Raw genomic sequence first — 26570 nt, forward strand, 5'->3', positions numbered from 1 at the left:
GACCTCTCGTCCTCTATCGCTTAAATCTTGAAGGAACCATCTTGGTTTAGATATAGGTTCAAGTCTGCTTTTTGAGAGTTGTTCAGTACGTTATCGACGTTGATAGCATCTGACTTGTAGTAGAAGTCCAAGGCATCTTCCTCGGATGTACCACCGCGAATCTTACGGTTCACCAAACGATCTTGTAAGAACTGAGGGTCGGTATCGATGAACACCGTGAAATCAGCAAAATTCTTTAACCCATTCCAAACCGGTTGATCTAGCAATAAATAGTTTCCTTCGATAACTACAATGTTCTTATCGACAATCAATGCATCGTCCACGGGATCGTGAAGATTTCGGTCGTAATAAGGCCATTTAGGCGCCGGGTTTTTTAACTGTCTTAGTTTTCTGACCAGTTCAGTCAGATTGAAGGTTTCATAAGCGCCCTTTATTGAGCGAAGTAATACTTCTTTACCATTTCGAGTCGTGCTATTGCTGTCTAAGATTTCATTTGGAAAGTGAAAGCCATCAAACGGTAATACTTGCAAGGTTTCTAGGGCTTCGTCTTGCTCTGACAGATGTTCCCAAAATGCTGCAAGTGTGGATTTTCCACTGCCTGGAGGCGCAGCAAGAAAGATAATGACTCGGTCTTGTTTTTCTTTGTAGAGTTTGGAGAATTTTTCGACTAGGGGTTTATGGATTTGTTCAACGTCGCTATTGGGAAATTCAGCTTGGGTTTCAAAGCCGCTAACGTTTAAATTCACTTTCATAGTGACACCTTACTGATGGATCTCCTCTTCTATTTTTTGAATAAGCATTTCACAAGACAGTTTAAGAACTGTGATGATGAGAGATTCGTATCTCATCTGTGAAAACGTCTCAAATGAAGAGAACTTAAGTTGTTTTAGAGATTCAATATAAAAGCTATCTTGTTGCGAAGATAAAATGGCTTGGTTCTCGATAAAGTCATAAATCATGTCATCGCTAAACGACACTTTTTCTGGCCTAGACAAGGCGTACTCCAGCACTTGGTCGTAAAGGCCGATATCCGAATAGGTTTCTAGCGAAATCTTACCCATTGCGAATACTAACTTTGACACCACATCGGTGGTCACGAGAGGCCCATCTTCTTTCAGCAACGGGTCCACAGCATACTCCTTCACTAGTTCGTCTTGGACGAATACCGATGGAAGTATGGCTTTTAACTTGAGGTTTATAATTTTGTTTGAAACTTGAAGAAAAGCGGTGGCGTTATCGCACTCATCCAATTTCTCCAATAAATCTTCAATTCGTGACAAAGTTTCTAACCTTTTGATTATGTGGTAACCGTGAGGCTACCACATAAATAAGCTTCGACTAAACCGTCAAACTCACGTCATAAAACTCCAGTAACGCTTTTTCTGCTTCTGCATTCCAAACATAGTTGTTTTGCTGCAAAATCGCGTCCAATTCCCCAAAGAATGGGTCACTGTCTTCTAGAGTCTTAAACTGGTCGATTGCTGTTAAAGGCAGGTCGATATGAGGGTAAATCAGCTTCTTACCACCCGGAATATCGAGCTGGTTCAGAATCGTATCTGGTGCTGCTTGTAGGCCGCCTACATGGGTAATCATGAACGATGGATTGATCTTCCCTTTTGCAGAGAGGTCTAGAGACTCAATCATGTCTCCGGTAGAGCCACCTGACGTCCCGACAATGTGAGTCGCTTCGTAGTGCACATTATAGAAGTTAAACGGTACTTTGAATTTCTTATCTGTAGGACCAGCAAAGAAGTTTAAACAGCCGTCGTTACCCAGCAACTCATCCGCTTGCTCTAATACTTGTGATACAGCAGCGTAGACCATAACGTCATCGTAACCTAATCCGCCGTTCAGTGATTTAAGGTACTCAACTGGATCTTCCACATTCGCCGTATTCACATAGTGAAGCTCAACACCATTCTCCGCCGCTGTGCTTACTGGAATTAAGCTCTCAGCGCGTGCGAGACGTTCCGCATCAATGTCAGTAACAACCAGTAGTTTAGGTTTTACTGGACCATTGATCGCGTAGTCGATAGCACCGATACCCATTGGACCAGCACAAGCGAGAAGCGCGAGTGACCCGCCCTCTTTGATACCCATATCATGTTCATACACGTAAGGAGTTGTATGGTAGCTCGCATGATAGGCGCCAATAATGCACGACATTGGTTCTGCTAGCGAAGCGTCAGCAAAGTAGTTCCCTTCATAAGGAAGCACGCAGCCAAGGTCGATAGCGATTTTTGGGATAATTGAATAAGTAGCGTTACCACCAAATGTCTCGTAGCTGTAGCCGGCAGAATAACCAGATGGTAAGCCCATTGCTGGTTGGAGTACAAAAGAGTCACCTGGCTTGAACTTGTCTTTTAGGTTGTCACCAACTTCAACAATAATACCGGCATACTCGTGACCCGTGATAACTGGTGTTTCTGCAATATCTTCTGGTACACGCTTATGTTTACTACCTAGAAGCGCTGCTTTGTACGTTGATAAACAAACGCTGTTAGAAATGTTTTTGACCAGTAGTTCATCCGCCGAAATAGCTGGTAGGTCAAAAGTGCGAAGTTGAATGTTCTTTTCTCCGCAGATGACAGCTGCCGTAGTTTCAACCATGTTCTCTCTCCTCATAGGGGCGCCGAGACGCCCCCGAAATAATAGTTATTAAGCTTGTTGTTCGATAGTCACCAGCAGCTCATCTAGTGCTGGGTCATTAATAAAGTTCTTGATAGTAATTACAGGCAACCCTGTTGCTTTCACTGCTCGACTTTCTAGGCTCTCATGAGTCACAACTATATCTGCGTCGCTAGGTACTTTTTCGATAGCGAAGTTCTTCACTTCGACATCGTAGCCCGCTTGTGTCAGTTTTCTCTTGAAGGTAGACGCTCCCATAGCACTTGAGCCCATACCAGCATCACAAGCAAATGCAACGAACTTGATGTTTTTGCCTTCAGCCGTAGCTTGAGTTGCAGCCGCTGTGTTGATAGCACCTTCCGCTTTCATGTCCTTCATATTGGTGACTGATTGCTCGAAGTCTTCTTCAGACTCTGTGCTCTTGGACATTTTCAGAATGGCACTCGCTACCAAGAAAGAAACAATTGTTGCTGTTGTCACACCAGCGATAGTAGCTAGGAAGCTTCCTTTCGGCGTTAGCGCCAAGTAAGAGAAGATAGAACCTGGACTTGGACCCGCTACTAGACCTGCATCAAGTAGATTGAAGGTTGCGATACCTGTCGCTGCACCAGCAATCATTGCTACGATCATGATTGGCTTCATCAAAACATATGGGAAGTAAAGCTCGTGGATACCTCCGAAGAAGTGGATGATGATGGCACTTGGCGCTGAACGCTTCGACAAACCTTCACCAAATTTTGCATACGCAAGTAGCATACCTAGACCAGGGCCTGGGTTAGACGCCACCATAAAGAAGATGGATTTACCAGTTTCAGCCGCAGCTTGAAGACCTAGAGGGTAATAAATGCCTTGGTCGATTGCATTGTTTAGGAACAATACTTTTGCTGGCTCATTGATAATCGCAAGTAGAGGTAAGAAACCTGTTGCTACCAAAGCTTCAATGCCTGATTTAACGAACAAGTTTGCAGCAGTCACAGCAGGACCAACAATCTCATAAGCAAATAGGCACAAAAGCATACCTACGATACCCAGTGAGAAGTTGTTCACGACCATCTCAAAGCCAGACGGGATACGGTGTTGGATTCGCTTATCCATTTGCACCACAACCCATGCACTAAGTGGGCCCATAATCATTGCACCAACAAACATTGGAATGTCAGCACCTACGATGACACCCATCGTAGCGATAGCACCCGCTACTGCACCACGCTTGTCACCAACAAGTTGACCACCGGTGTAACCGATTAACAGCGGTAACAAGTAAGTGATCATTGGGCCAACAATGCTGCCAAACGCTTCGTTAGGCATCCAGCCTGTTGGGATAAATAGCGCAGTGATAAAACCCCACGCAATAAATGCGCCTATATTGGGCAATACCATGGCGGTAAGATGTCCGCCAAATGATTGCACTTTCGCTCTCATATTTGTAGTCACGTTACATTCCTTATTAGCAGGTTTTTATAATATCCAATACTTCTGTTTTCGATTTTGCTGCTGCGAGCTTCTCTATATTTGTCTCGTCGACAAGCATTTCACTTAAAGATTGGATTACTTGAATGTGAGTATCTGAATCCTTGGCAGCTAAGGTTAGCAGTACGTTAGCGGGGCCAAGATCTGAACCAAAGTCTACTGGTTCAGGGAAGATGTGAATGCCTAAACCGGTTTTTAATACACCGGCCTCAGGGCGAGCATGCGGCATCGCGATGCCCGGGCACAAAACGTAGTAAGGACCATTGTCGATGGTAGACTGAATAATGGCATCAGCGTAATTCGACGTCACATAGCCCTTCTCTTCGAGGTATTGTGTTGTCGTTCTTACAGCCTGTTCCCATGATGTGTTATCATGTTCTACAACGTCTACTAGGTCATGGTCGATTAAGTCATACAGCATTGTCTTGTCCCATAATGAATGTCGTTTCGTTGAGTTCATTATGAGTTCTTTTCCTGAGGACATGCAATTCCGCACCAATTGCGACACAAATCACAAAAAATCACCTGTCAATAGGCAAGTAATGATCAAGTTAACATATTGCAATTGAAATTTTTGGTAAATATTTTATTTTAATTACAAGTCAATAGAACAAAGTTGATACACGCATCACTTTTGGACATTTCTTAAATAACATAAATATTGAACTTAATCACATTATTAATATTGACGATCGATTTTATGTGATATAGAGATCATTACTTATAAGCACTTTAAAGCCTATTCCAGTCACTAGTAGCACACTTTTCACCAAATTAATAAAAGCAACAATAATTTGTTGCTAAGTTTCAGGTAACTTTACACTTCACTTTATTCTTCCACGATTGTGTTTGCTGATTTCTTTATTCTTGGAAGTAATAAGCCGCGTCTCAACCCTTCTGCTTTTTGATTGCTAGTCTATCCACTGAGAATATTCACATAACTAACTGATGAATATAAATATAACTTTATATTCACCCACTATTCATTCTTATGTCGTTAGGATTCGAGAAAACACATAGGAAGTACACAATATGAAGATCAAATTGAAATTACTCATCGCAACATTATTAGGTGCAATGGCGCTTTTCATTGGCAGTTTCACTTTCGTTTCAGCAGCAAAGCCACCCATTGACGGCAACGTCGCTAATGGAAAACAAAAATTCGAGGCGCTGTGTATCTCCTGTCATGGTTCTAAGGGGCATGGTGATGGTGTAGCGGCTAACGCTCTGCCAAATGAACCAGCCGATATCGCTCAGAAGATCAACAAACCTTTCAAAACACCCACCCAAATTGCGAATAAAGTGTTAGCGGGAAAAATAGACGAAGGTATGCCTGCTTTTAAGGGATTACTTACCGAGAAAGATGCTATTGATATCTTGGCGTATGTGCAGTCCATTCAATAAACAATCTGAAAAGTTTAAGGATAAAAGGTTCACGAATCGTCAATCACGGCTGTGAACCTGTCAATTAAAAATGAAGGGGTAGTAGCTCTAGTCCTAGCACTCCGCTGAAACTTGTCACCACCAGCAACGAAACTTTAAATACCGCTTTGGACCAATCAATATAATTGCTGCTATTCATATCGCGGAATGTAACTCGAGCCCAGAACGCACTCATCGCTCCTACTACAATCAGATATTCGTAGTTCGCCTCACCAACAAAGAAAAGTGCGGTAGCAACCGCGCAAAATGCCAACACATAGTGTCGAATATGTTGGTTCGCTTTATTCAAGCCTTCCTTAACAGGTAAAACAGGAATACCCGCTTGACGATAATCTTCCATTCGAAAAATCGCAATAGCGTAAGAGTGTGGCATTTGCCAAAGACAGAACAACAGAAACAATAAGACAGATTCAACGCTCAAATAATTAGTGACCGCTAAGTAACCGACAAGTGGAGGTACTGCTCCTGAGATACTTCCGATCAAGGTTCCATACACTGAATGTCGCTTGTACCACATGGTGTAAAAGAACACGTAGAAGACATAGCCGATGAGCACAACAACCGCAGATAGTGGATTGGTCATCTGATATAACAACGCTGTACCAACAAGCAAGAGGAATAGCGCGTAAACAAACGCGACATCCATATTGACATAACCCTGAACTAAATCGCGATGTTTAGTTCGCTCCATCTTCTGATCAATATCCCTATCGAAAATATTGTTCACAACACAGCCTGACGCTATGACTAGCCCCACACCAACGAGTGCTGCAAAGAACAAGGTAATATCGACATGCTCACTTTTAGCGGCAAGGAAAAACCCTGCCGCTGTTGAGACCATGTTGCCAAAAATAATACCTGGTTTTGTAATCGTCAGATAATTTTTGAGCATACTGCCTCTACATCATCATGTTCATATTCATGTTGTACATTATCCACAGCGACCCGGCGATGAGGATAAACACCACAACGATGGTGAACAGCAACGAAACCAAATTCCACTGCCCATCAGAGGTCTTCGCTTCCATATGTAGGAAGTATTTGAAGTGAACAAACACCTGAACAATCGCGCAAGCAAATAAAACAAAATACGTTGTACTCGCTGGCAGAGATTGTGCCCAAACCAAATAGAACGGTACTACGGTCAGTACCAAAGCCGCACAAAACCCTTTGATGTAGTCTGATGCAGCTATATCTGTATTACTGCTCATGACATGACTCCCAGTAAATAAACGATGGTAAATACACAGATCCAAACAATATCTAAGAAGTGCCAGAACAGGCTTAAACAACTAAAACGCATCGTCATGTTGCTGTTTAACCCTTTCTTCGACAGCTGGTGATAACACACCGCCATCCAGATCAAGCCAAATGTCACATGAAGGCCGTGAGTCCCAACTAAAGTAAAGAATGCTGACAAGAAAGCATTGGTTTGAGGTCCATATCCTTCAACTATCAGGTGATGAAACTCATACACTTCCATGCCAATAAAACCTAGCCCAAGCAGAAAGGTTACTTTCATCCACAACTTGAGGTTGGTAATATCCTGACGCTTCATCGCAATCATGCCAAAACCAAACGTGATACTACTCAGTAGCAGCAACATGGTTTCTACGAAGACAAACGGCAACTCAAACAGTTCTCTCGCTAATGACCCCGTCATAGGGTTACTGGCAAGTACCGCATAAGTAGCGAACAACGTTGCGAAAAGCACGCAGTCACTCATCAAGTAAATCCAGAAACCAAACAGCTTGTTATCACTATGATCGTGGCTATCATGAACTGGTGCACTCACACTACCCTGCATAATTCACCTCCATATCGTCCTTCTTATTTCCGTCGGCATGAGTGTGTTGCTTGGCTAGTTCAAGCTGCTGTCGTCTAGCGTTTTCGATGGCTTCGATTTCCTCAACCTCGACGTAATAATCCACATCATCGTTGTAACTATGTTTGATACAACTTACGACAATGCCAACGAAACTAATGGCCGCTAACCACCACATGTACCAAATCATTCCAAAGCCAAAGGCTAGTGCCCAAGCTGAAATATAGATACCTGTCGGCGTATTTTTCGGCATGTGAATACGTTGATATTCCACTTTCTTCATTGGATCAAACTCACCGCTTTCTTTCTGATACCAAAATGCATCAATTTGGTCGCCTTTTGGTAAATGTGCAAAGTTATAGAACGGCGGAGGTGACGAGGTTGCCCATTCAAAAGTACGGCCACCCCACGGGTCTCCAGTGAGATCTAGATGCGCTTTTCTATCACGAACACTGACATAGATTTGAATGAACTGGCACACAACGCCGAGTGCAATTACGGCAGTTCCTGCTGCTGCAACAGCAAGTAATGGGAAGTATTCAGGGTTGATATCTTGACTAAGACGTCGCGTCATCCCCATAAAGCCCAGCGCATACAAAGGTAAGAACGCCATCAAGAAGCCAATAATCCAGAGATAGAATGCTCGTTTTCCCCACGTCTCATTCATCATGAAACCTGTTGCTTTAGGGAACCAGTAAGTGATAGCAGCAAAGCAACCAAACACCACACCACCGATAATCACATTGTGGAAGTGCGCCACTAGGAAGACCGAGTTGTGTAGTACGAAGTCGGCACCCGGTACCGCCATCAATACACCAGTCATCCCGCCGACCGAGAAGGTAATCAAGAAACCTAGTGTCCATAACATTGGCGTGGTAAAGCGCACTCGTCCCTTGTACATAGTGAACAACCAGTTAAAGATCTTCACCCCTGTTGGGATAGAAATAATCATGGTCGCAATGCCGAAGAATGCATTGACGTTTGCACCAGATCCCATGGTAAAGAAGTGATGTAACCAAACGACAAACGCCAAGATAGTGATCGCAATGGTCGCCCAAACTAGTGAGGTATAGCCAAACAGTTTTTTGCGTGAGAACGTCGCTGTGACTTCCGAAAAGACACCGAAAATTGGCAGTACTAGGATGTACACCTCTGGATGTCCCCATGCCCAAATCAAGTTGACGTACATCATCATGTTGCCGCCAAAGTCATTGGTGAAGAAATGCATTCCTAAGTAACGGTCTAAAGTCAACAGTGCAATGGTAACCGCCAAGATGGGGAATGAAATAATAATCAGAATATTGGCGCACAAAGATGCCCAAGTGAATACCGGCATTTTCATTAACGGCATAGATGGAGTTCGCATGCGCAATATAGTGGCAAAGAAGTTCACACCGGTTAAGGTTGTTCCGACACCAGATATTTGTAACGCCCATATCCAATAATCGACCCCGACCCCGGGGCTTGCATCAATCCCTGACAATGGTGGGTACGCCAACCAACCTGTGCGACCAAATTCACCAACACCAAGCGATAGGTTGGTGAGTATCACGCCAACAATAAACAGCCAAAAACTGAGATTATTTAGATAAGGAAAGGCGACATCTCGCGCTCCTATTTGCAAAGGAACGACGATATTCATAAGACCAATCACAAGTGGCATGGCAACGAAAAATATCATGATCACGCCGTGTGCAGTAAAAATCTGGTCATAGTGGTGGGGTGGCAAGTACCCGGCTTCACCAGCAGACGACAGCAGTTGTTGGCTGCGCATCATCACCGCATCAGAGAAGCCCCTAATCAACATCACCATTGCCACAGCGATGTACATGAATCCCAGTTTTTTATGGTCAACTGTGGTAAACCATTCATTCCAAAGATATTGCCACTTTTTAGCTTTAGTAATGGCCGTGACTAATGCTAATCCAGCAAGCGCAATCACGACTAAAGTGACAACAATAATCGGCTCATGGTATGGAATCGAATTGAGCGATAATCTTCCAAACATAACGTTTATCCTTCGTGTTCGGGTAAACGGTTCATCGAACCTGGATACTGAGTTACAACATCATTAAACAGCGCGGGAGGGACACTCGAATAAAGACTGACAGGATCAGCCACACTCGGTTCTGCCAGCGCTCGATATTGCTGCCAGTTTTCGATCTGTTTTGGACTGTGTTTCACTTTGTCCACCCATTGAGAAAAGGCCTGTTTGTTTTCCAAAGCGGCGGCAGTGAACTTCATTTCGGAGAACCCTTTACCGCTGTAGCTAGAAGCAAAGCCTTTGTAATCTCCTTGATGGTTCGCAATCAGATTCAGTCGCGTCACCATGCCGGGCATCGCGTAGATCTGAGAGCCGAGCCTCGGGATAAAGAACGCATTCATAATGTTGTCAGAAGTGATTTTGAATGTGACCGGAACATCCTTAGGAAAGGCTACATAGTTAACCGTTGCTATCCCTTGTTCTGGGTAGATAAACAGCCACTTCCAATCGAGTGAAACCACTTCGATTGTTAAAGGTTTTTCTGGATGTGGGATGGGTTTAGATGGCTCTAAAGCGTGAGTAGAACGCCAAGTGATAACCGCCAAAATCGCGATAATAATAATCGGGATAGTCCAAACCACCACCTCAATTTTGGTCGAGTGAGCCCAGTCTGGAGCGTACTCTTCTTCGGTGTTAGTTGAACGATACCGATAAGCAAAATAAACCGTCATCAGAATCACAGGAATGACAACTATCAACATCAGCAAAAGAGCAGTGATGATCAGCTCTTTTTCTTGAACGCCAATTGCACCTTTGGGGTCAAGTAAAGCAGAACTGCATCCAGAAAGAGTAAGTATGGCAGTCGCCACACCTCCCCTAAGCAAGATGCTTTGATATCTTGAGGCTTTCATTAACTTTCTCGAGTATATTCGGGCTTGACTACATTGTCGGAACTCGTTGTCAAAACCCATTAGTTAGAATTATGTTTTTGTTGAGCGTGTGTAAGCAAAATCATCAAGGTGAAGCGTAAAACCCATGCTTCAAACATGGATTTATTGTTACACTTTGAAATATATTGTTACAGCAAGTGCATTATGCGTAGATAAAATGTGAAGCACATCTGTCGTATTTGAAATCTAAGCTTGCGTGAATCAAGTTAGACAACGGGATGTGATAGTAAGAACTGAGGCGAGATAGCATTACTATCTAATTGATATTAAATAATTAAAAAGGTACTTGAAGGTATATTTACGTTGTTATCAAATGCGTTCAATAACACGTCATTTGTTGCATTATTGTTATCAACATAACGATGGAAATGTGATTTTATTCATGAATTTAGGATTTCAAGTTAACATATAAATTACACTAAAATTCACATAAACCATTATTTCTGTAAAATAATCATCTCATCTCCGACCCATTGAAGTAATTGTTTAGTCGCTTTAGACAAGATTTGATTCTGACGAACAATGTAGCCAAGGTTCGTTGTCGGGAAATCAGATAACGGCGTAACATCTGTCTGGATATTTCTTTTCGTTGACAGCGCAAACTCAGGGATAATTGCCACCCCAAAACCAGCTTCAGCCCAATCAATTTGTGCATCGACGCTCCCTACTTCCATCACACGATAATTCGAAAGATTTAATCTGGGTAACGCGTCATCAATTAGATCCCGCGTTCGGGTGTCATGGCCAAGTAGAATCAAAGTAATTTCGCTTTGATTGGCGATAGCTTGTTGAAACCCTTCACCAAACGCCACCCATTTGACCTGTTGTAACTCTACAAAGTGCAACGGCTGAGATTGCTGTTGGGAAATAACAAATCCCACATCGGCCTCGGCCTTTTTAACTAAATCTGCTGCTTGAGATGACGTGGTATTTAAAAGCACGATATCCATTCCAGGATAAGCATTTCTGAACAGTTTAAACGCACCAATAAGTAGCATACGTGAAATTATATCGCTTGCTGCTACGGTGATGGTTCCCTTGTCTAACTCATTAAGTGCATTCAGATCGGATTGACACACCTGTAACTCTTCCAACGTCTTGATACTGCTTTGTAGTAAACGCTCACCCGCTTGCGTGAGATGAAAAGGATTACGATCTAACAGCTTCACGCCTGTTGTTTGCTCTAACTGTTTTAACTGTAAGCTCACGTTAGGCTGAGTCATGTGCAACGCATTGGCCGCTTTACCGAAATGCTTGTATTCAGCCAGCGTTACAAACGTCTTTAACCAATGAATATCTAACATTTTTCTTCCCTCTTAATGCGTGAGTTAGTCAATAGAATAATCATAGTTCCGATATGAGTTCCTTATTAACTTAATAATTATAATTAATTTTTCTTATTCACACTACAGGGTTAAGCTGACTCCCTAATCAATTAGGAGAACTTATTATGTCGTCTATCGTTGTTGTAGGTGCTAACTGGGGTGATGAAGGCAAAGGCCGCATCGTTGACTTTCTAGCTGCAGACGCGTCTGCAAGCATTCGCTTTCAAGGTGGAAACAATGCTGGTCACACTGTAGTCAATGACTTCGGTACCTTCAAACTGCACCAGCTTCCTAGTGGCATTTTTAATCCTGATTGTACCGCTGTGCTTGGCCCGGGTATGGTCATCAGCCCTGCCGCACTAAGTGAAGAAATTGCTGAGGTCGAATCAGCAGGCGTTAAAATTAATCTATGTATTTCAGACCGTGCGACATTATGTTTGCCTCTTCACGCTCTTGAGGATACTTTAGAAGAGCAACGTCTAGGCGATGCCGCTTACGGTTCAACTCGACAAGGTATCGCACCAGCTTACGGCGATCGTGTGATGAAAAAAGGTATTTTAGTCGGTTGGTTACAACAGCCTGAAGTCCTAGAGCAACGCCTTCAATTTATGCTCGATTGGAAAATGCCTCAGCTAAAAGCGCTTTATCCACAATGTGACTATTCACAAAGCGCAAAAGAAATCACGGAATGGCTACTAGAGGTGACTAAATCTTGGCGTCCATTTATTTGTAATGTCACCGAACCACTAAAAGCATTGCAAGCTAAAGATGCGAACTTGTTGTTTGAAGCACAGTTAGGTGCAGGTCGCGACCTAGTATACGGTGAATATCCTTGGACAACGTCATCTAACGTAACAGCCGCTTATGCAGGTATCGGCAGTGGTCTACCAGCCCTTAGACCTGAACGCGTGATCGCGGTAGCTAAGGCATTTAGCTCATCCGTTGGGACAGGTACATTGGTTACTGCGATGGAAGAGCAAGATAACTTCCGTGAAAGCGCTAACGAGTTCGGTGCAACAACGGGTCGCCCACGTGACATGGGTTTCTTTGATGCCGTAGCCACCAAAAACGGCGTTGAGCTACAAGCGGCCACAGAAATTGCACTGACGAAAATCGACTGTTTGACGGGCTTAAAAGATTTAAAAATCTGCGTCGCATACGATGGCGAACATACTGAAAACCCTATTTGGCCTCAAACCGCTGCACTGGCTCCAGTCTACGAGAAAATGGAAGGATGGGATGAAGACATCACCGGCTGTCGTAGTTTCGAGGAGTTGCCAAAAGCAGCTCAAGACTATGTGACACGTATCGAAAGCTTAATGGGAGTGCCTGTACGCATGGTATCCGTTGGTCCAGAGCGTGACCAGATGATCATTCGCGATTAACAGCAGCGAATTTCACAGGTAAAAAAGCCCAGCTCGATAGCTGGGCTTGTTGCATTTTATAACTTTAAAAGTTGGTGCGCATGAATCACGTACTATTACGACTTTATTTTTAATTTCAGTAAAGTATGACCTAAACCAATATCGTCAGTACGTTCCACCACTTCTAATCCGGACTCTTCGACAATTTCTAAAAAGTCTTCACTGCGATAGAAACGACTATTACCGTTTGCTAGACAGGTGAAATATAGAGACGTCGCGTTCAAACTAAACGACGCCGCATCGTATTTCTGTGCATCCCAAAATAGCTCAAGAATATAGACCGTTGAATCTGGAGTCAGCTGAGAACGAACATTTCTTAAAATCGTTAGAATCTCCATTGGAGAGAAACAATCTAAGAACTGGCTCATCCACCAGACATCTGCTTTCTCGGGTAAGGCTTGAGACTTGTCCAGCATGTTAGCAGGGAAAGGATGTACACGCTGCGCAAAGCCATTGTCTGCCACATTCTTCATTGCCACATTAAGCTGTTGAGGCAAATCGACTATTGTTACTTCGACATCGCTATTGTAGCCACAACATTGCATCGCCCATTTACCGGTGTTACCACCAATGTCCACAATATGTTTCGGCTCTTGGCTAAACACTTCTTTCAATAAAATAGGAAACGATCTGTCCGAGTAGAAATGATCAAACTTGAACCAACTCTCTTTTGCTTTCTCTGGCAACTGAGACAAGCCTTGATATATGGTTTCCCATTCACCAAGTTCCTTTAAACCCGCTGGTTTGCCTTCTTTAATCGATTCCGTCAAATGCATCATAGCGGCGTAACAAACATCAGCTGTGAAATCCATATTTGCCTGAGTCATACCATCATGAAGCAAAAAGAAGCCCATATTAGCTAGCGAATAGTTAGGTTTGTTCCACAATACGATATGGGCACTGATTGCCATGTCGAGTAGTACTTTGACACCATACTCAGAGACACCAGTTGCTTGGGCAATTTCAGGAGCACTTAGTCCCTGCTCTCCCGCTTTATCGAGCTCAGCTAAAATCCCTAGGTCTCGTAAAGTGCGAGCGGCTTGAAATACAATTGGGGCAAAAGACAGCTCTTGAGCCGCTGTCTTTGCTTCAAATGCATTGTATGGATCAATATTTTGTTTTGACACATCAATTCCTGGTGGTTGTTCTGTTCAATTATTTTGCTGCTGCGATAGCGGCAAGTTGCTTTCTTATATCAGTATTCAAATTGTTGATCCAGCGATTGTAATTTCTATGAATTTCGCCGTCTGCAGCTTTTAGGTTCTTAGAGCTTACATAAGTAATTGAATAGAATTTATTAGTGTAAGGAATTTTAGCTTCAGCTTCATGGCTACGAACCAGAATTGCTGCTTTTAAAACGCCTTCTTCAGGTTCAGTGATCACCCAACCGCGATTCGTCGCAGCTTCGGTAATCGCCGACTTGACTTGTGCTGCGGTCAAATCATATGTTACCGGCTCATTGTCAAAATTCAGTACAGGTTGGACTCTTCCACAACCTACTACAACCAATGCTACAACAACTGCCATCGCGAACTTTAACGCTTTCATATTAATTCCTTACATTTTAGTTTATAAAACGATATAATTATCCAGTCGTATCTAAATAAATCAATACCTTATGTCAAATTCAACTCCATTAATTTCCTTTCACCTTGACGCATGGAGTGCAAAATCAAACGGTCTGCATACTTTTTCTGATTGGCAAGATTGGTACCACACAGGCAACTGCCCTAGCGAAGGCACGTTAGAAGTGAACCGCATACCTGCCATGATGCGCCGTCGTATGAGTACATTAAGTAAGCTGGCCGTCCAATGTGCACTTGAGCTTATGGAAGAACAGGATATTGATTATATTGTTTTTTCTAGTAGACATGGTGAGCTACGACGCAGTTCCGAATTAATTAAAACTATTGTCAGTGGTGACGACGCGTCTCCAATGGCTTTTTCTCAATCTGTACACAATACGGCAGCCGGACTCACTACCATTGCAGCAAAGAAGGCCATTCCAGTCACTTCCATTGCAGCATCGGACAATACGTTTAATAGTGCATTAATTGAAGCGTGGAGTTACTTAGAAGAAAACCCTGAGCATCGAGTCTTGGTTGTAGATTTTGATGAACCTCTACCTGAGATTTATCAACAATTCAAAGATCAAGAGTTTTGCGGCTATAGCCTTGGTTTGGTATTGTCTCGCGGAAATTCGATACAAGTCCCTCCCGTAACGGCGTCTAATCAACCGCAAGCTTTGGACTTTCTTCGACATCTTTTAGCCTCAACGCAGTCATAACCTAAAAATAATCGCATGATAGTGAAGTCTCTATATCTAAAAGTGAATCAGATCTGGCGCATTGCTGCGACAGGCTTTTGCTTTAGTGTGTTTGGCATTGGAGGATTAGTGCTTAGTTTTGTGCTAATTCCGTTCATTATCCGAACCACATCTGAGACAGAACTAAGAGAACATCGCGTACAGGCATTGATTCAATCTTCTTTCCATGTATTTTGTCGGTTAATGAAATTTACTGGTGCTATCGATTACAAGATAACTGGCGCTGAAGCGTTAGAAAACGACCGCAATTGCCTAATTGTGGCTAATCACCCAAGTCTAATTGATTACGTTTTGATTGCCTCGCAACTTAAGCAATGTGATTGCTTAGTGAAAAGTGCAATATGGCGTAACCCGTTTATGAAGCACATCGTCCAAGCGGCAGGCTATATTCCTAATGAAGCCCCAGATGATGTTATTACAATTTGCGAGCAACGATTTGATCAAGGCAACGTGTTACTCGTTTTCCCTGAAGGAACACGCACCACTCCTAGTGTCGAATCAAAGCTACAACGAGGTGCGGCTCAAATTGCCGTGCGTACTCAGCGTGATTTGCGGGTAGTTCACATTACTGTAACTCCCTCTTTTCTCACGAAACAAAAAAAGTGGTACCAAGTTCCAGAGACCAAGCCCTTTTTCCATGTCGAAATAAAGGGTAAGATTGAAATCACGCCCTTTATTGAGCAAACTAATTCTCCGACTTTAGCGGCAAGAAAACTAAACCGTTATTTGGCCGAAGCGATTTTCCCCGAAAATGAACACCAATAAGTAGGACCCTGTGGAAGCACTACAAAACCAAATCAAACAACTAATTATTGACGCCCTAAACCTTGAAGATATTACTATTGACGATATCGAAACTGATGCACCACTGTTCGGTGATGGTCTAGGCCTAGATTCCATTGATGCTCTTGAACTCGGCTTAGCCATTAAGAAAACGTTCAATATCGTAATTGACGCGGACGATACCAATACACGTGAACACTTTGCATCTGTAGCAAACCTTGCAAAGTACATTTCGTCTCAAACTAGCAACTAATCGATAGATATCAGCATGACAGAATTAAACCAACAGCAAGTATTTGACCAAGTAAAAGACGCTCTCGTGGAGCTGTTTGAAATTGACGAAGCGGATATTCAACCTGAAGCCCACCTTTATCAAGATCTTGATTTAGATAGCATTGATGCTGTTGATCTAGTAGTTCACTTGCAAAAAGTAACGGGCAAAAAAATCAAGCCTGAAGAGTTCAAAGCTGTACGCACCGTTAATGACGTTGTGGTCTCTGTGACTGAGCTATTGAAAGATAAATAATGCGAGCTTTGCTGACCATACTGTCTGCAATCGTAATTTTTGCCTATCCTTTTGCCGTCTACTTCGGTGCAGAACGATTTGGTCTCCAAGCTATCAGTCTGATTCTTATCACAGTATTTGTGGTAAGAATCATTTCTAGCAAGCAGGCAAAGTTCAAGGAACTCAAACAGCTCGCATGGATAAGTGGCCTCACTGGAATCACGCTTAGTGTATTAGGTGCTCTATTTAAACAGCACGGATGGCTAACCTTTTATCCCGTCGTCGTTAATCTTTGTATGTTGGCCGTTTTCGCCATCAGTTTAACGCAGCCACAATCCATCATCGAGCGTTTTGCTCGTCTTCAGGAACCCGACTTACCCGCAAGTGCCATTTCTTATACTCGAAATGTTACCAAAGTATGGTGTGCCTTTTTTATTATCAACGCGGGCATTGCTCTCTACACTTGCTTTCAAACACTAGAGGTTTGGACTTTGTACAACGGATTGATTAGCTATCTAGCAGCCGGAAGTCTTTTTGCAGGTGAGTGGATAATCAGACAGTTTGTACGCAAGGATTAATTCAATATGGCAAATGTTGATCACATGAACCGCCCTAACAACAAACACCGGACGCTTGCGCACTTACTCTCCACCTCTAAAATCGGTGAAGACACTGTCGCATTCGATATGGAAAAACAGTGGACGTGGCAGCAATTTCTACACGACATTCGTGCCACGAGTGACATGCTCGAACACTCGACCTCACAGCGCGTTGCAGTGTGCACACTAGATAGCTATCAATTTGCCGTTGGATTCTTAGCCTGCTGCTATGCGGGCAAAAGTGTGGTCCTTCCCGGTAACTACCAAAATGCGGCATTGACTGAGCTTTCCTCCCAATTCGATTTATTACTCCATGACGCTGGCATTGAACCCATTGCGACCAAGCAATGCGAAAAGGTCGCTATTGATTCTCACCTTGAGAACCTAGAATCATTTTCCGCCCTTGACTTAAAGCAAGTTGAAATCATCTTATTTACTTCTGGCTCGAGTGGAACACCTAAAGCTATTGTTAAAACACTCGAGCACTTAGACACAGAAATTGCCATCCTAGAATCTATTTGGGGCGATCTGCTGGGCAATGCCCTAGTCGAAAGCACGGTCTCTCATCAACATATCTACGGATTGTTGTTTCGCGTACTTTGGCCACTATGCACTGGGCGTGCATTTGCTTGCCGAAACCTAGAGTATCCTGAGCAAGTGATGACTCATGCATCGGCCAATCGTGTGCTAGTGAGCAGCCCAGCTCTACTCAAGCGGTTATCGACCCAGACAGACCCTGTTGAGATACGCGCCTTGTTCTCATCAGGAGGACCATTACCTTACGACGCCGCGAAGCACGCGCACGGACTTTTTGGACAATTACCTATCGAGGTCTACGGAAGCACGGAAACTGGTGGTATTGCCTACAAGCAACAATACAGTCCAAGTGAATTTTGGCGACTATTTCCCGGCATCGAAGCTGAGCTAAATCACGAACAATGTTTAAAGCTCAAATCACCACATATTGATGCTGACAACTGGTACCAAACTGCGGATGCTTGTGTATTTCATGATGCACAACACTTTGAATTAAAAGGACGAACCGACCGTATTGTCAAAATAGAAGAAAAGCGCATTTCGTTAGTTGAGGTTGAAAAACGTCTCGATCAGCTAGACTGGATTTACGAAAGTGCCGTATTCTGCTGTCACGATCAACAACGCTTGTCACTCAATGCTGCTATCGTACTCACGCCCCCGGGTCTTGATAAGCTTAAATCCCTTGGGAAAGGTAAATTTTGGCTACTGCTGCGCGCGGAATTGAGGCAATGGATTGAGCCAATCGCGGTTCCACGACGTTTTCGAGTCGTTGCAGAAATACCATTGAACAGCCAAGGTAAAAGGCAAGTATCTGAACTCGAGAAGCTTTTTGCCGACTCGCTATAGTTCGTTTATCTCAAAGAACACTGCTTACATTTACACGACTTACATTTAAAAGACTAAGACCGACACGACCATGACAAAAAGAAAACCGACCGTACTAAATTCTGATGTACAATCAGCGTCTGCAACGCTTTGTATTCAAGCAGACGCCGATATTCTGGATTTTTGCGGTCACTTTAATCACTTCCCTTTACTTCCTGGTGTAACTCAAATTGATTGGGCACTCTACTACGCTGTTGAGTACCTTAACGTTCCTTCTGCATTTAAAGGAATGGAAGTGATTAAATTTCAAGAGCCTATTCTGCCTGATGCAATCATCACACTGACTCTGAATTGGAATGAAGAGACGCAAAAGTTAGCGTTTAAATATACGTCAATATCTGGAGAAGACATCGTCGTGCATTCCTCCGGTAAAATGAAACTAGGTAGTTCGAGTGAGTAACAGCAAAGAACGTGGACATGCAGAGAGCATCCAAGAACAAGGCCGTCAGTATCAGCCTTGCTTTCTCATACCATGTTTTAATCATGGCTCTACTGTTGAAAGTGTAGTGAAATCGTTAAAGCCATATGGTTTTGCAATCATCCTTATCGACGACGGCAGTGACCAGACTACAAAAACAGCGCTTAACGCCGTGGCTATCGCTCATGACGTGCACCTTATTACCCTTGAACAAAATCAAGGGAAAGGTGGCGCCGTGATGGCAGGAATTCGTCATGCAAGTTCGCTTGGGTTCACTCACGCCATACAAATTGACTCTGATGGTCAACACGATTTAGAGTCACTGCCTGTTTTAATCGAAACATCACAAAACCAGCCATATTCGCTTATCTCTGGCAAACCGGTTTATGACAGTAGCGTCCCCAAATCCCGTTTGTATGGGCGCTATGTCACGCACTTTTGGGTTTGGGTTGAAACACTTTCGCTGTCAATAAAAGACAGCATGTGTGGCTTTAGAGCCTATCCGGTTGAGGCTACTCTCAATGTTCTCAATCGATACAATATCGGCACGCGAATGGATTTTGATATTGAGATCTTGGTTCGTATGTATTGGGAAGGTTGTGACATTCAGTTTATTGATACCCGCGTTATGTACCCAGAGGGTGGTATCTCTCACTTTGATGCCTTGTGGGACAACGTAAAGATAAGCAAGATGCATACGAAGTTGTTCTTTGGCATGTTACCGCGTAGCCCTAAGTTGATCGCCCGCCATTTTCACAACCAAAATGTGAACACGCCTCATGGCTCTTCAGACAAATCGGGTGCTCATTGGTCAACACAAAAAGAACGTGGCACCATTGTCGGCATCAAAACCTTACTTTGGGTCTACCGTTTGCTGGGGCGTCGAGCTTTCAATCTCGTTTTACCCATGGTTATTGGTTACTACCATTTAACCAATGCCCGAGCGCGTAATGCTTCGCAGCAATACCTCGCCAATTTAAGGCACTACGCGGAATGTCGCAACATTGCTTTGCCAGATGATTTAACCAGTCAGAAACACCTATTGTCGTTCGGTCATACCATGCTCGACAAACTGGCAGCATGGCAAGGGGATTTCTCTCTAGATAATCTAACGATTCATGGCCAAGAGCAGTTTCAGCCTTTGATTGATAGCCAACGGGGTGTTTTATTACTGGGTTCTCATCTTGGTAATATTGAGTTGTGCCGTGCTCTCAGCCAGCGCTATTCTCATATCAAAATTAATGCCTTAGTTTTCACAGAACATGCTGAGCAATTTAACTCAGTAATGAGAGCAATTAATCCAAACTCTGACCTTAACCTAATTCAGGTCAGTCAGATGGGCCCAGATACGGCGATCATGCTGCAACAAAAAATCGAGCAAGGTGAATGGGTCGTTATTGTTGGCGATAGAACATCGACAAGCAAAGAGCAACGCTGCGTCTGGGCCGACTTCTTAGATAAACCAGCTCCTTTTCCTCAAGGACCGTTTATGTTGGCGTCGGTGCTCAAAGCTCCGGTCTACCTTATTTTTGGTTTTCGAGACGATAGCCGCAAAGAACCACACTTTAATGTCTATTTTGAGCACTTTAGTGACAAAATAGCCTTGCCACGTAACAATCGACAAGACGCTTTGGAACACGTTGTCCAGCGGTATGCGAACCGCTTAGAGCATTATGCCGTAAAGTCGCCACTACAGTGGTACAACTTTTTCAACTTTTGGACGCTAAGTAAGCACAATGACCAAGAAAAATAACATCACCTTCGGCGCAGAGCGCCTTTCTATTGAAGACGTCGTCGCCATTTCTGCTGGCGCAACGGCTAGTATGAATAGCGCTCCTGAGTATGTTGCCAAAATTGACCGCAGCGTGGCTTTTTTAGAACGTCTTCTTAAAGAAGAAGGCGTTATTTACGGTGTCACCACAGGGTATGGCGACTCATGTACTGTTGCCATTCCACCAAACCTTGTCGATGAGCTGCCACTTCATTTAACTCGTTTTCACGGCTGTGGCTTGGGCGACATACTCACTCATGAACAATCTCGCGCTGTGCTTGCGACCCGTTTATGCTCATTAGCGCAAGGTATGTCAGGCGTTTCTCACGATCTACTCAACCAAATTACAACGCTGATCAATCACGATATAGCACCAAGAATTCCTCAAGAAGGTTCTGTAGGTGCCAGTGGTGACTTAACACCGCTGTCTTACCTTGCCGCGGCCCTCATCGGTGAACGAGATGTACTGTATAAAGGCAAGATTCGTGAGACTAAAGACGTCTTTGACGAACTGAACATCAAGCCTATCACGCTGCGGCCAAAAGAAGGCTTGGCACTCATGAACGGCACCTCTGTGATGACTGCTCTCGCTTGTTTGGCGTATAAGCGTGCAGAATACCTTGCACAACTGTGCACCAAGATCACTGCGATGGTTTCAGTAGGGATCCACGGCAATGACTTCCACTTTGATGAAGCACTATTTGCTGTAAAACCGCACCCAGGTCAGCAGCAAATTGCAGCGTGGCTACGTGATGATCTTCAGGCTGAGCGACCGCCTCGTAACAGTGACCGTCTGCAAGACCGCTATTCGTTGCGCTGCGCACCACATGTCATTGGTGTTGTTCAAGACTCACTGCCTTGGTTACGACAGCTGATTGAAAACGAGCTTAACAGCGCCAACGATAACCCGATCATTGACGGTGATAACGAGCGCGTACTGCACGGAGGTCATTTCTATGGCGGACATATAGCTATGGCAATGGACACGCTCAAGACGGGTGTTGCCAACCTCGCAGACTTACTTGATCGTCAAATGGCACAGTTAATGGATTACAAGTTCAACAATGGTTTACCGTATAACCTAACGGGCGCTGAAGGTGAACGTAAGCCTATTAACCACGGCTTTAAAGCGGTACAAATCGGTATCTCGGCTTGGACAGCTGAAGCTCTAAAACACACGATGCCAGCAAGTGTTTTCTCTCGCTCTACAGAGTGTCACAACCAAGATAAAGTCAGCATGGGTACCATTGCTGCTCGTGATTGTTTACGCGTTTTAGAGCTCACTGAGCAAGTTGCCGCGGCTTCTTTGTTAGCTGGTATTCAAGCCATAGAACTCAGAAAACGCCAAAATGAGTTAGATGAACATCATATGAGCGACAATCTGAAGGCAATTCGAGAATCCATATTAAGTGAGTTTGAAATGGTCATTGAAGATCGTCCTTTAGAAGCGGAATTGCGCCATTTCATGCAGCGCATACAACAGCGCCACTGGTCTCTTTATTAAGCTAGATTTACCGTTACAACGTAAATCATTCTCTGGTTAAATTGTTTAGTTAACCCCATGGGTTTATACAGTATTAGGAATCGTTATGACTGATATTCAACATCCGCTTACGGCTGAGGTCAACATCATTACCTCTTTTCAAGATGCGGATCCTATGGGCGTCATCTATCACGGGAATTTCTTTCGATTTTTCGAAGAAGCCCGCCGAGTTTTGATGAGTAAAATTAGCTACGATTATCGTGCCATGCAAGCCTCTGGCTATGCGTGGCCGATCATTGATACTCGAGTGAAATACGTGAAAGCCATTCCCTTCAATCATGAGATCCGAATAACGGCAGAGTTAACTGAATGGGAAAACCGTCTGAGAGTCGACTATGTGATTTACGATGCGCAAACTGGTGCTCGTATGTGTAAAGCGCATACCACACAGGTGGCAGTAGCCATTGAAACTGAAGAGATGTGTTTCGTCTCTCCAACTATTTTCACCGATAAAGTTGAGCAATGGCATAAACAAGGACATTTCAATAATGAAAATTAGACAAAATATCCACGTTAGACGCTATTGTTCAGCCTTGAGAACTATAGCTACAATGATGCTGCTCATTGCTTCTCCTTTTGCGTTGGCCCAAGTCAACACAATGGAAGAGTTGCAACAGCAACTCGCTCAACATCCTATCGTACGTGGCGATTTTGAACAGAAGCGCACGCTCGCAATGTTTGACCAACCTTTAACTTCAACGGGTCAATTTACACTCGATAAAACGCACGGTTTATTATGGCGGCAAGATGTGCCCTTTACGGTGCAGTTAGTGTTAACAAAAGACAAGTTACGCCAGACTTTCGCGGACCAACCTGCACAAGTTATCACAGCAAAGGATAATCCTATGGCATTTTATTTTAGCCATATTTTCCTAGCCGTGTTTCATGGTGATACCGACCAGCTTAAGCAGCAATTTGATATGACGTTTAAAGCCGACAATAGCCAATGGACCTTAGCTTTAACGCCTAAAGCCGCACCACTCAATGCCGTTTTTAATACCATCACACTAGGTGGAAAAAGCGACCTTGAGCGCTTAACACTGCAAGAGATACGTGGCGATAAAACCGACATCCTTTTCAGCAACCAAAGCTACCAACCTGAAAGCTTAACGGATGCCGAACAAGCTCAATTCAAGTTCTAACATTATGCGCCGCCTACAGTTCACTCAAACACGTTGTTATCAACTGGCCACATTGTGGGCTGGCATCGTTGTATTTGCTGTTTTCTTACTGATCAAGCAATGGGGATTCTCAGCGACCTCACCAATTGAGACTGACATTCTAAAGCTGCTCCCCGTCAACCAGCAAAACCCTATCGCGGAAAGTGCATTTAATAAAGTGACAGCCAGTATGAGTGACAAAGTGGTGTTTGTGCTATCGACTGACGGTAACTCACAAGAGCACTCGTCTCTCTTCAACGCTGCAAACGCTTTTGCTAATCAACTGAAAGACAGTCCCTATTTTGCTACGGTCACTGCGAAAATATCGCAAGACCAACAAAAGCAATGGGCTCAATATTACTTTCAACACCGCTGGCAGCAACTGACCAAAGATCAAAGAGAGCGACTAACCACTAACCCTAGCGCCCAAACACAACAAGTTATTCAAGCGATTTACAACCCATTTTCTGGCGTTACAGGTAGCGAATTGGAGAATGACCCCTTTCTACTGTTTCGCGATTATTTAAGTCAAGTAAGTCACTCTTCTTCAGCGTTCCAATTACTGAACGGTTTCTTAACCACAGAATATCAAGGCAAAACCTATTTACTGGTGACGGCTGAACTCAACGACTCACCTTATAGTATGAAGGCGCAGAAAGCCGTGCCTGACATCGAGCACTGGCAGCAGCAACTCAAGCACAAGTTTGACGTTGATGTTGCACATACTGGTGTACTTTTTTATGCCGATTTCGGTACTCGCAGTGCTAAGTCCGAAATCAGTACAATTGGCGTATTTTCGCTCGTTGGCGTAGTGCTGTTAATTGTTCTCGTTTTTCGAAGTGTCGTGCCACTTGCTCTAGCACTTCTTTCAGTATCCATGGGTTTGTTGGTTGCTTTAGCAGTGACAACAGCGATATTTGGACAGGTTCACCTATTTAGCTTAGTGTTTGGTGCTAGCTTGATTGGTGTGTCTATTGATTATGCCTTTCACTTTCTTACTGACCGTTTAGCAGCGGGTAATAATTGGAACAGCCTTAAAGGGTTGCAACATATTTTTGTAGCGATCACTTTTGGGCTACTCACTAGTCTAATTGGTTACCTAGGTTTATTAATTGCCCCTTTCCCCGGCTTACAACAGTTGGCATTGTTCTCGGCAATTGGACTGATCTCGGCCTATGTCACTGTAGTCGCGTGGTACCCAATCTTAGCAAAAACACCAAGTCAGCCGCGTGCTCTGCCGGGTCAGAAGTTGAGTCAGCTGTGGCTTGGCTATTGGCAGAATCGAAGTGTCTGGTTGGGCCTACCTCTGGTTGTTTTGCTGCTAAGCGCTATCGCTGTCACCAAAGTACGCTATAACGATGACATCCATCAGTTGCAGGCGATGCCAGCGGACTTAAAACAGCAAGAATCTACTATTTCTGGTTTAACCGGAATGCAATCCTCTCAGCAGATGTTAGTGATTACCGCTCAAAACAACGAAGCGCTAATGCAAACTTTAGAATCGCTAGAGCCGCAATTGGACTCGTGGCAAGACAATCACGTGATTACCGGTTACCAAAGTCTAAGCCGCTACCTTCCTTCGCAGCAAAGACAGGCACAAGATTTTGAGTTAATTCAGAATTTATACGCAGATCAAGCCGAACCATTAAAAGCGGCGCTGCAAATAAGTCAGTTGCCGCCTATGGCGAAACAGCCTCAATTGATCACGTTAACTGACTACCTTAAACAGGCGGTATCTGAGCCAGTTCGTTTCTTATATCTCGGCGATATCGAAGGTAAAGTCGCCTCAGTGATTTTACTAAAAGATGTGTCTAGCGCTGAAAGTATTAAACAGCTAGCCCACCAGCATAACAACATCACCTACCTGAACAAGGCAGAAGAAGTGTCTGATCTTTTTGCTCAATACCGAGTCAAGATTATGGAGTTGTTGGGTTTTGCCATTGCAACTATCGCCGCCGTTTTAGTGTGGCGCTATGGTCTGGCTCACAGCATACGAATCCTTCTACCCTCACTCATCGCATGTGTTGCAGGATTGGCCGTGACAGTGTTGTCTGGTGGAGAATTAAACCTGTTTAACCTACTGGCACTGATTCTAATCATTGGTATTGGCATCGATTACACCTTGTTTTTTGCTGAACAACAACGATGCCAAAGCACCTTACTAGCGATCACGCTTTCTGCTATCACGACATTATTGTCATTCGGTTTGCTGTCTTTGAGTCAAACACACGCTATTCACAGCTTCGGAATTACCGTATTAGTCGGTATTTTCGTGGCATGGCTGCTCTCGCCTTTAGCCATTGTTGATAATAAGGAAATGAAATGACCTTAACCTTTTCTCCTACTCTGGCTCACACACCGATAAAGATTATTAATAGGCTAAAGCAACGTATCGGTATGTTGATCGCAACGCTCTTTCTCCTAGTGACGACAGGCTGTGCTTTACAACCACAAGATGCCTCTACACAAGTGCAATTAAACCCAAATACATCGGTTGAACTGCCGACTCCAGCTCAACTAGGGTATCAGCTCAGCGCCAGTCAACTGATCAGTGCGACCTGGCAAACTCCAAAGGGACCAGAGTCCTCGCAGCTGCCAGTGCAGTTGCAAGTGGATAAAGACAAACTTGTACTCGCGGGGTTCTCTTCTTGGGGAACACGCATTATGTCTCTGAGTTATCAGAATAACGATATCGAGGCGAACGTACTGAACGGCTTGGAGAATACACTTCCTGAGCCGGAGCAAATTTTGTTTAATCTCATGATGACGCTCTGGCCAAAGAGCGCTTGGGAAGCCTCACTTAGCGCAATAGGTTGGCGAATCAAAGATTCCACGCAACAACGTCAGCTCATCGATGAGACTGGGGCTACGGTAATCACAATCCGTTACAGCAACCCAGATCCACTTCGTGGTAAAATTTACTTTGAGCACCAACAATTGGGGTACTCAATCGTAATCCAAACGCTCAACTTTCAACTCAACGGCAGTAAATAA

Annotated in this window: 28 protein-coding genes; 15 read left to right on the forward strand and 13 right to left on the reverse strand. The window is 43.9% G+C overall.

Translation table 11 applies throughout. The features are described from left to right. Positions 1–20 precede the first annotated feature (20 nt). The 5 genes from HOP38_RS09680 to HOP38_RS09700 are packed head-to-tail and all read right to left on the reverse strand — an operon-like array spanning position 21 to position 4519. On the reverse strand, positions 21–752 hold the full coding sequence (locus HOP38_RS09680) for a nucleoside/nucleotide kinase family protein (protein WP_198557955.1): 732 nt from the start codon (positions 750–752) through the stop codon (positions 21–23). 9 nt (positions 753–761) lie between these two features. Beyond that, a complete protein-coding gene (locus tag HOP38_RS09685) occupies positions 762–1280 on the reverse strand; it encodes an MltR family transcriptional regulator (protein WP_006071819.1) in 519 nt (172 codons plus the stop codon). Between the two features lie 58 nt (positions 1281–1338). Then, entirely contained in the window at positions 1339–2610 is a 1272-nt protein-coding gene (locus tag HOP38_RS09690) for a zinc-binding dehydrogenase (RefSeq protein WP_006071821.1), read from the reverse strand. Positions 2611–2658: 48 nt separating this feature from the next. Beyond that, positions 2659–4062, reverse strand: coding sequence for a PTS mannitol transporter subunit IIBC (locus HOP38_RS09695; protein WP_086027628.1), 1404 nt, complete (start codon positions 4060–4062; stop codon positions 2659–2661). A 13-nt stretch (positions 4063–4075) separates the two neighbouring features. Further along, positions 4076–4519 (reverse strand): PTS sugar transporter subunit IIA, encoded by a 444-nt coding sequence (locus HOP38_RS09700; RefSeq protein WP_038222468.1) that lies wholly within the window; start codon positions 4517–4519, stop codon positions 4076–4078. A gap of 611 nt (positions 4520–5130) precedes the next feature. Between HOP38_RS09700 and HOP38_RS09705 the strand changes: the two genes are divergently transcribed. Then, entirely contained in the window at positions 5131–5502 is a 372-nt protein-coding gene (locus tag HOP38_RS09705) for a c-type cytochrome (protein WP_198557956.1), read from the forward strand. Positions 5503–5566: 64 nt separating this feature from the next. Here HOP38_RS09705 and cyoE read toward each other — a convergent pair whose 3' ends face one another. The 6 genes from cyoE to HOP38_RS09735 all read right to left on the reverse strand — a co-directional run bounded on the left by cyoE (position 5567) and on the right by HOP38_RS09735 (position 11604). Further along, a complete protein-coding gene (cyoE, locus tag HOP38_RS09710) occupies positions 5567–6433 on the reverse strand; it encodes a heme o synthase (RefSeq protein WP_031495586.1) in 867 nt (288 codons plus the stop codon). Positions 6434–6440: 7 nt separating this feature from the next. Next, positions 6441–6752, reverse strand: a complete 312-nt coding sequence (gene cyoD / locus HOP38_RS09715; RefSeq protein WP_006071828.1) for a cytochrome o ubiquinol oxidase subunit IV — start codon at positions 6750–6752, stop codon at positions 6441–6443. After that, complete coding sequence (gene cyoC / locus HOP38_RS09720) at positions 6749–7348, reverse strand: cytochrome o ubiquinol oxidase subunit III (RefSeq protein WP_006071829.1); 600 nt, start codon at positions 7346–7348, stop codon at positions 6749–6751. Before cyoC ends, cyoD begins: the two co-directional genes overlap by 4 nt. Beyond that, a complete protein-coding gene (gene cyoB, locus HOP38_RS09725; protein ID WP_006071832.1) occupies positions 7338–9374 on the reverse strand; it encodes a cytochrome o ubiquinol oxidase subunit I in 2037 nt (678 codons plus the stop codon). The genes cyoC and cyoB overlap by 11 nt, the downstream gene beginning before the upstream one ends. A gap of 5 nt (positions 9375–9379) precedes the next feature. Next, positions 9380–10261 (reverse strand): ubiquinol oxidase subunit II, encoded by an 882-nt coding sequence (gene cyoA / locus HOP38_RS09730; protein ID WP_124939862.1) that lies wholly within the window; start codon positions 10259–10261, stop codon positions 9380–9382. 476 nt (positions 10262–10737) lie between these two features. Then, positions 10738–11604 carry a LysR family transcriptional regulator gene (locus HOP38_RS09735; RefSeq protein WP_006071838.1) on the reverse strand — a complete coding sequence of 289 codons (867 nt, stop codon included), beginning with the start codon at positions 11602–11604 and terminating at the stop codon, positions 10738–10740. 146 nt (positions 11605–11750) lie between these two features. Here HOP38_RS09735 and HOP38_RS09740 point away from each other — a divergent pair, with 146 nt between their 5' ends. Continuing rightward, positions 11751–13010, forward strand: a complete 1260-nt coding sequence (locus HOP38_RS09740) for an adenylosuccinate synthase (RefSeq protein WP_198557957.1) — start codon at positions 11751–11753, stop codon at positions 13008–13010. A gap of 95 nt (positions 13011–13105) precedes the next feature. Here HOP38_RS09740 and HOP38_RS09745 read toward each other — a convergent pair whose 3' ends face one another. Together HOP38_RS09745 and HOP38_RS09750 are read right to left on the reverse strand one after the other, a co-directional pair. Continuing rightward, positions 13106–14176 (reverse strand): class I SAM-dependent methyltransferase, encoded by a 1071-nt coding sequence (locus HOP38_RS09745; protein ID WP_006071841.1) that lies wholly within the window; start codon positions 14174–14176, stop codon positions 13106–13108. A 28-nt stretch (positions 14177–14204) separates the two neighbouring features. Next, on the reverse strand, positions 14205–14597 hold the full coding sequence (locus HOP38_RS09750; RefSeq protein WP_006071843.1) for a hypothetical protein: 393 nt from the start codon (positions 14595–14597) through the stop codon (positions 14205–14207). A gap of 70 nt (positions 14598–14667) precedes the next feature. Here HOP38_RS09750 and HOP38_RS09755 point away from each other — a divergent pair, with 70 nt between their 5' ends. The 13 genes from HOP38_RS09755 (at position 14668) to HOP38_RS09815 (ending at position 26570) form a co-directional block, all read left to right on the forward strand. Further along, positions 14668–15336 carry a beta-ketoacyl synthase chain length factor gene (locus HOP38_RS09755; protein WP_006071844.1) on the forward strand — a complete coding sequence of 223 codons (669 nt, stop codon included), beginning with the start codon at positions 14668–14670 and terminating at the stop codon, positions 15334–15336. Positions 15337–15351: 15 nt separating this feature from the next. After that, the gene (locus tag HOP38_RS09760; RefSeq protein WP_198557959.1) at positions 15352–16140 is read left to right on the forward strand and encodes a lysophospholipid acyltransferase family protein; all 789 of its coding nucleotides are present in this window, start codon (positions 15352–15354) and stop codon (positions 16138–16140) included. Between the two features lie 10 nt (positions 16141–16150). Then, positions 16151–16411, forward strand: a complete 261-nt coding sequence (locus tag HOP38_RS09765; RefSeq protein WP_006071847.1) for a phosphopantetheine-binding protein — start codon at positions 16151–16153, stop codon at positions 16409–16411. 15 nt (positions 16412–16426) lie between these two features. Next, on the forward strand, positions 16427–16684 hold the full coding sequence (locus tag HOP38_RS09770; protein WP_006071849.1) for an acyl carrier protein: 258 nt from the start codon (positions 16427–16429) through the stop codon (positions 16682–16684). After that, on the forward strand, positions 16684–17241 hold the full coding sequence (locus tag HOP38_RS09775) for a COG4648 family protein (protein WP_006071852.1): 558 nt from the start codon (positions 16684–16686) through the stop codon (positions 17239–17241). The genes HOP38_RS09770 and HOP38_RS09775 overlap by 1 nt, the downstream gene beginning before the upstream one ends. Positions 17242–17247: 6 nt before the next feature. Further along, positions 17248–18645 (forward strand): AMP-binding protein, encoded by a 1398-nt coding sequence (locus tag HOP38_RS09780; protein WP_198557960.1) that lies wholly within the window; start codon positions 17248–17250, stop codon positions 18643–18645. A 70-nt stretch (positions 18646–18715) separates the two neighbouring features. Further along, complete coding sequence (locus HOP38_RS09785; RefSeq protein ID WP_031495227.1) at positions 18716–19084, forward strand: ApeI family dehydratase; 369 nt, start codon at positions 18716–18718, stop codon at positions 19082–19084. After that, positions 19077–20855, forward strand: coding sequence for a glycosyltransferase family 2 protein (locus HOP38_RS09790; RefSeq protein WP_198557961.1), 1779 nt, complete (start codon positions 19077–19079; stop codon positions 20853–20855). Before HOP38_RS09785 ends, HOP38_RS09790 begins: the two co-directional genes overlap by 8 nt. Further along, on the forward strand, positions 20839–22377 hold the full coding sequence (locus tag HOP38_RS09795; RefSeq protein WP_198557963.1) for an HAL/PAL/TAL family ammonia-lyase: 1539 nt from the start codon (positions 20839–20841) through the stop codon (positions 22375–22377). Before HOP38_RS09790 ends, HOP38_RS09795 begins: the two co-directional genes overlap by 17 nt. 85 nt (positions 22378–22462) lie before the next feature. Then, the gene (locus HOP38_RS09800) at positions 22463–22915 is read left to right on the forward strand and encodes an acyl-CoA thioesterase (RefSeq protein ID WP_088877568.1); all 453 of its coding nucleotides are present in this window, start codon (positions 22463–22465) and stop codon (positions 22913–22915) included. A gap of 52 nt (positions 22916–22967) precedes the next feature. Continuing rightward, positions 22968–23558 carry an outer membrane lipoprotein carrier protein LolA gene (locus tag HOP38_RS09805; protein WP_198558274.1) on the forward strand — a complete coding sequence of 197 codons (591 nt, stop codon included), beginning with the start codon at positions 22968–22970 and terminating at the stop codon, positions 23556–23558. Next, positions 23530–25902: an MMPL family transporter gene (locus HOP38_RS09810; RefSeq protein ID WP_198557964.1), complete on the forward strand. Its 2373-nt coding sequence runs from the start codon at positions 23530–23532 to the stop codon at positions 25900–25902. The genes HOP38_RS09805 and HOP38_RS09810 overlap by 29 nt, the downstream gene beginning before the upstream one ends. 71 nt (positions 25903–25973) lie before the next feature. Continuing rightward, entirely contained in the window at positions 25974–26570 is a 597-nt protein-coding gene (locus HOP38_RS09815; protein ID WP_164491464.1) for a DUF3261 domain-containing protein, read from the forward strand.

Origin of the sequence: Vibrio mediterranei, assembly GCF_013364395.1 — a bacterium.
Lineage (GTDB): Bacteria > Pseudomonadota > Gammaproteobacteria > Enterobacterales > Vibrionaceae > Vibrio > Vibrio mediterranei.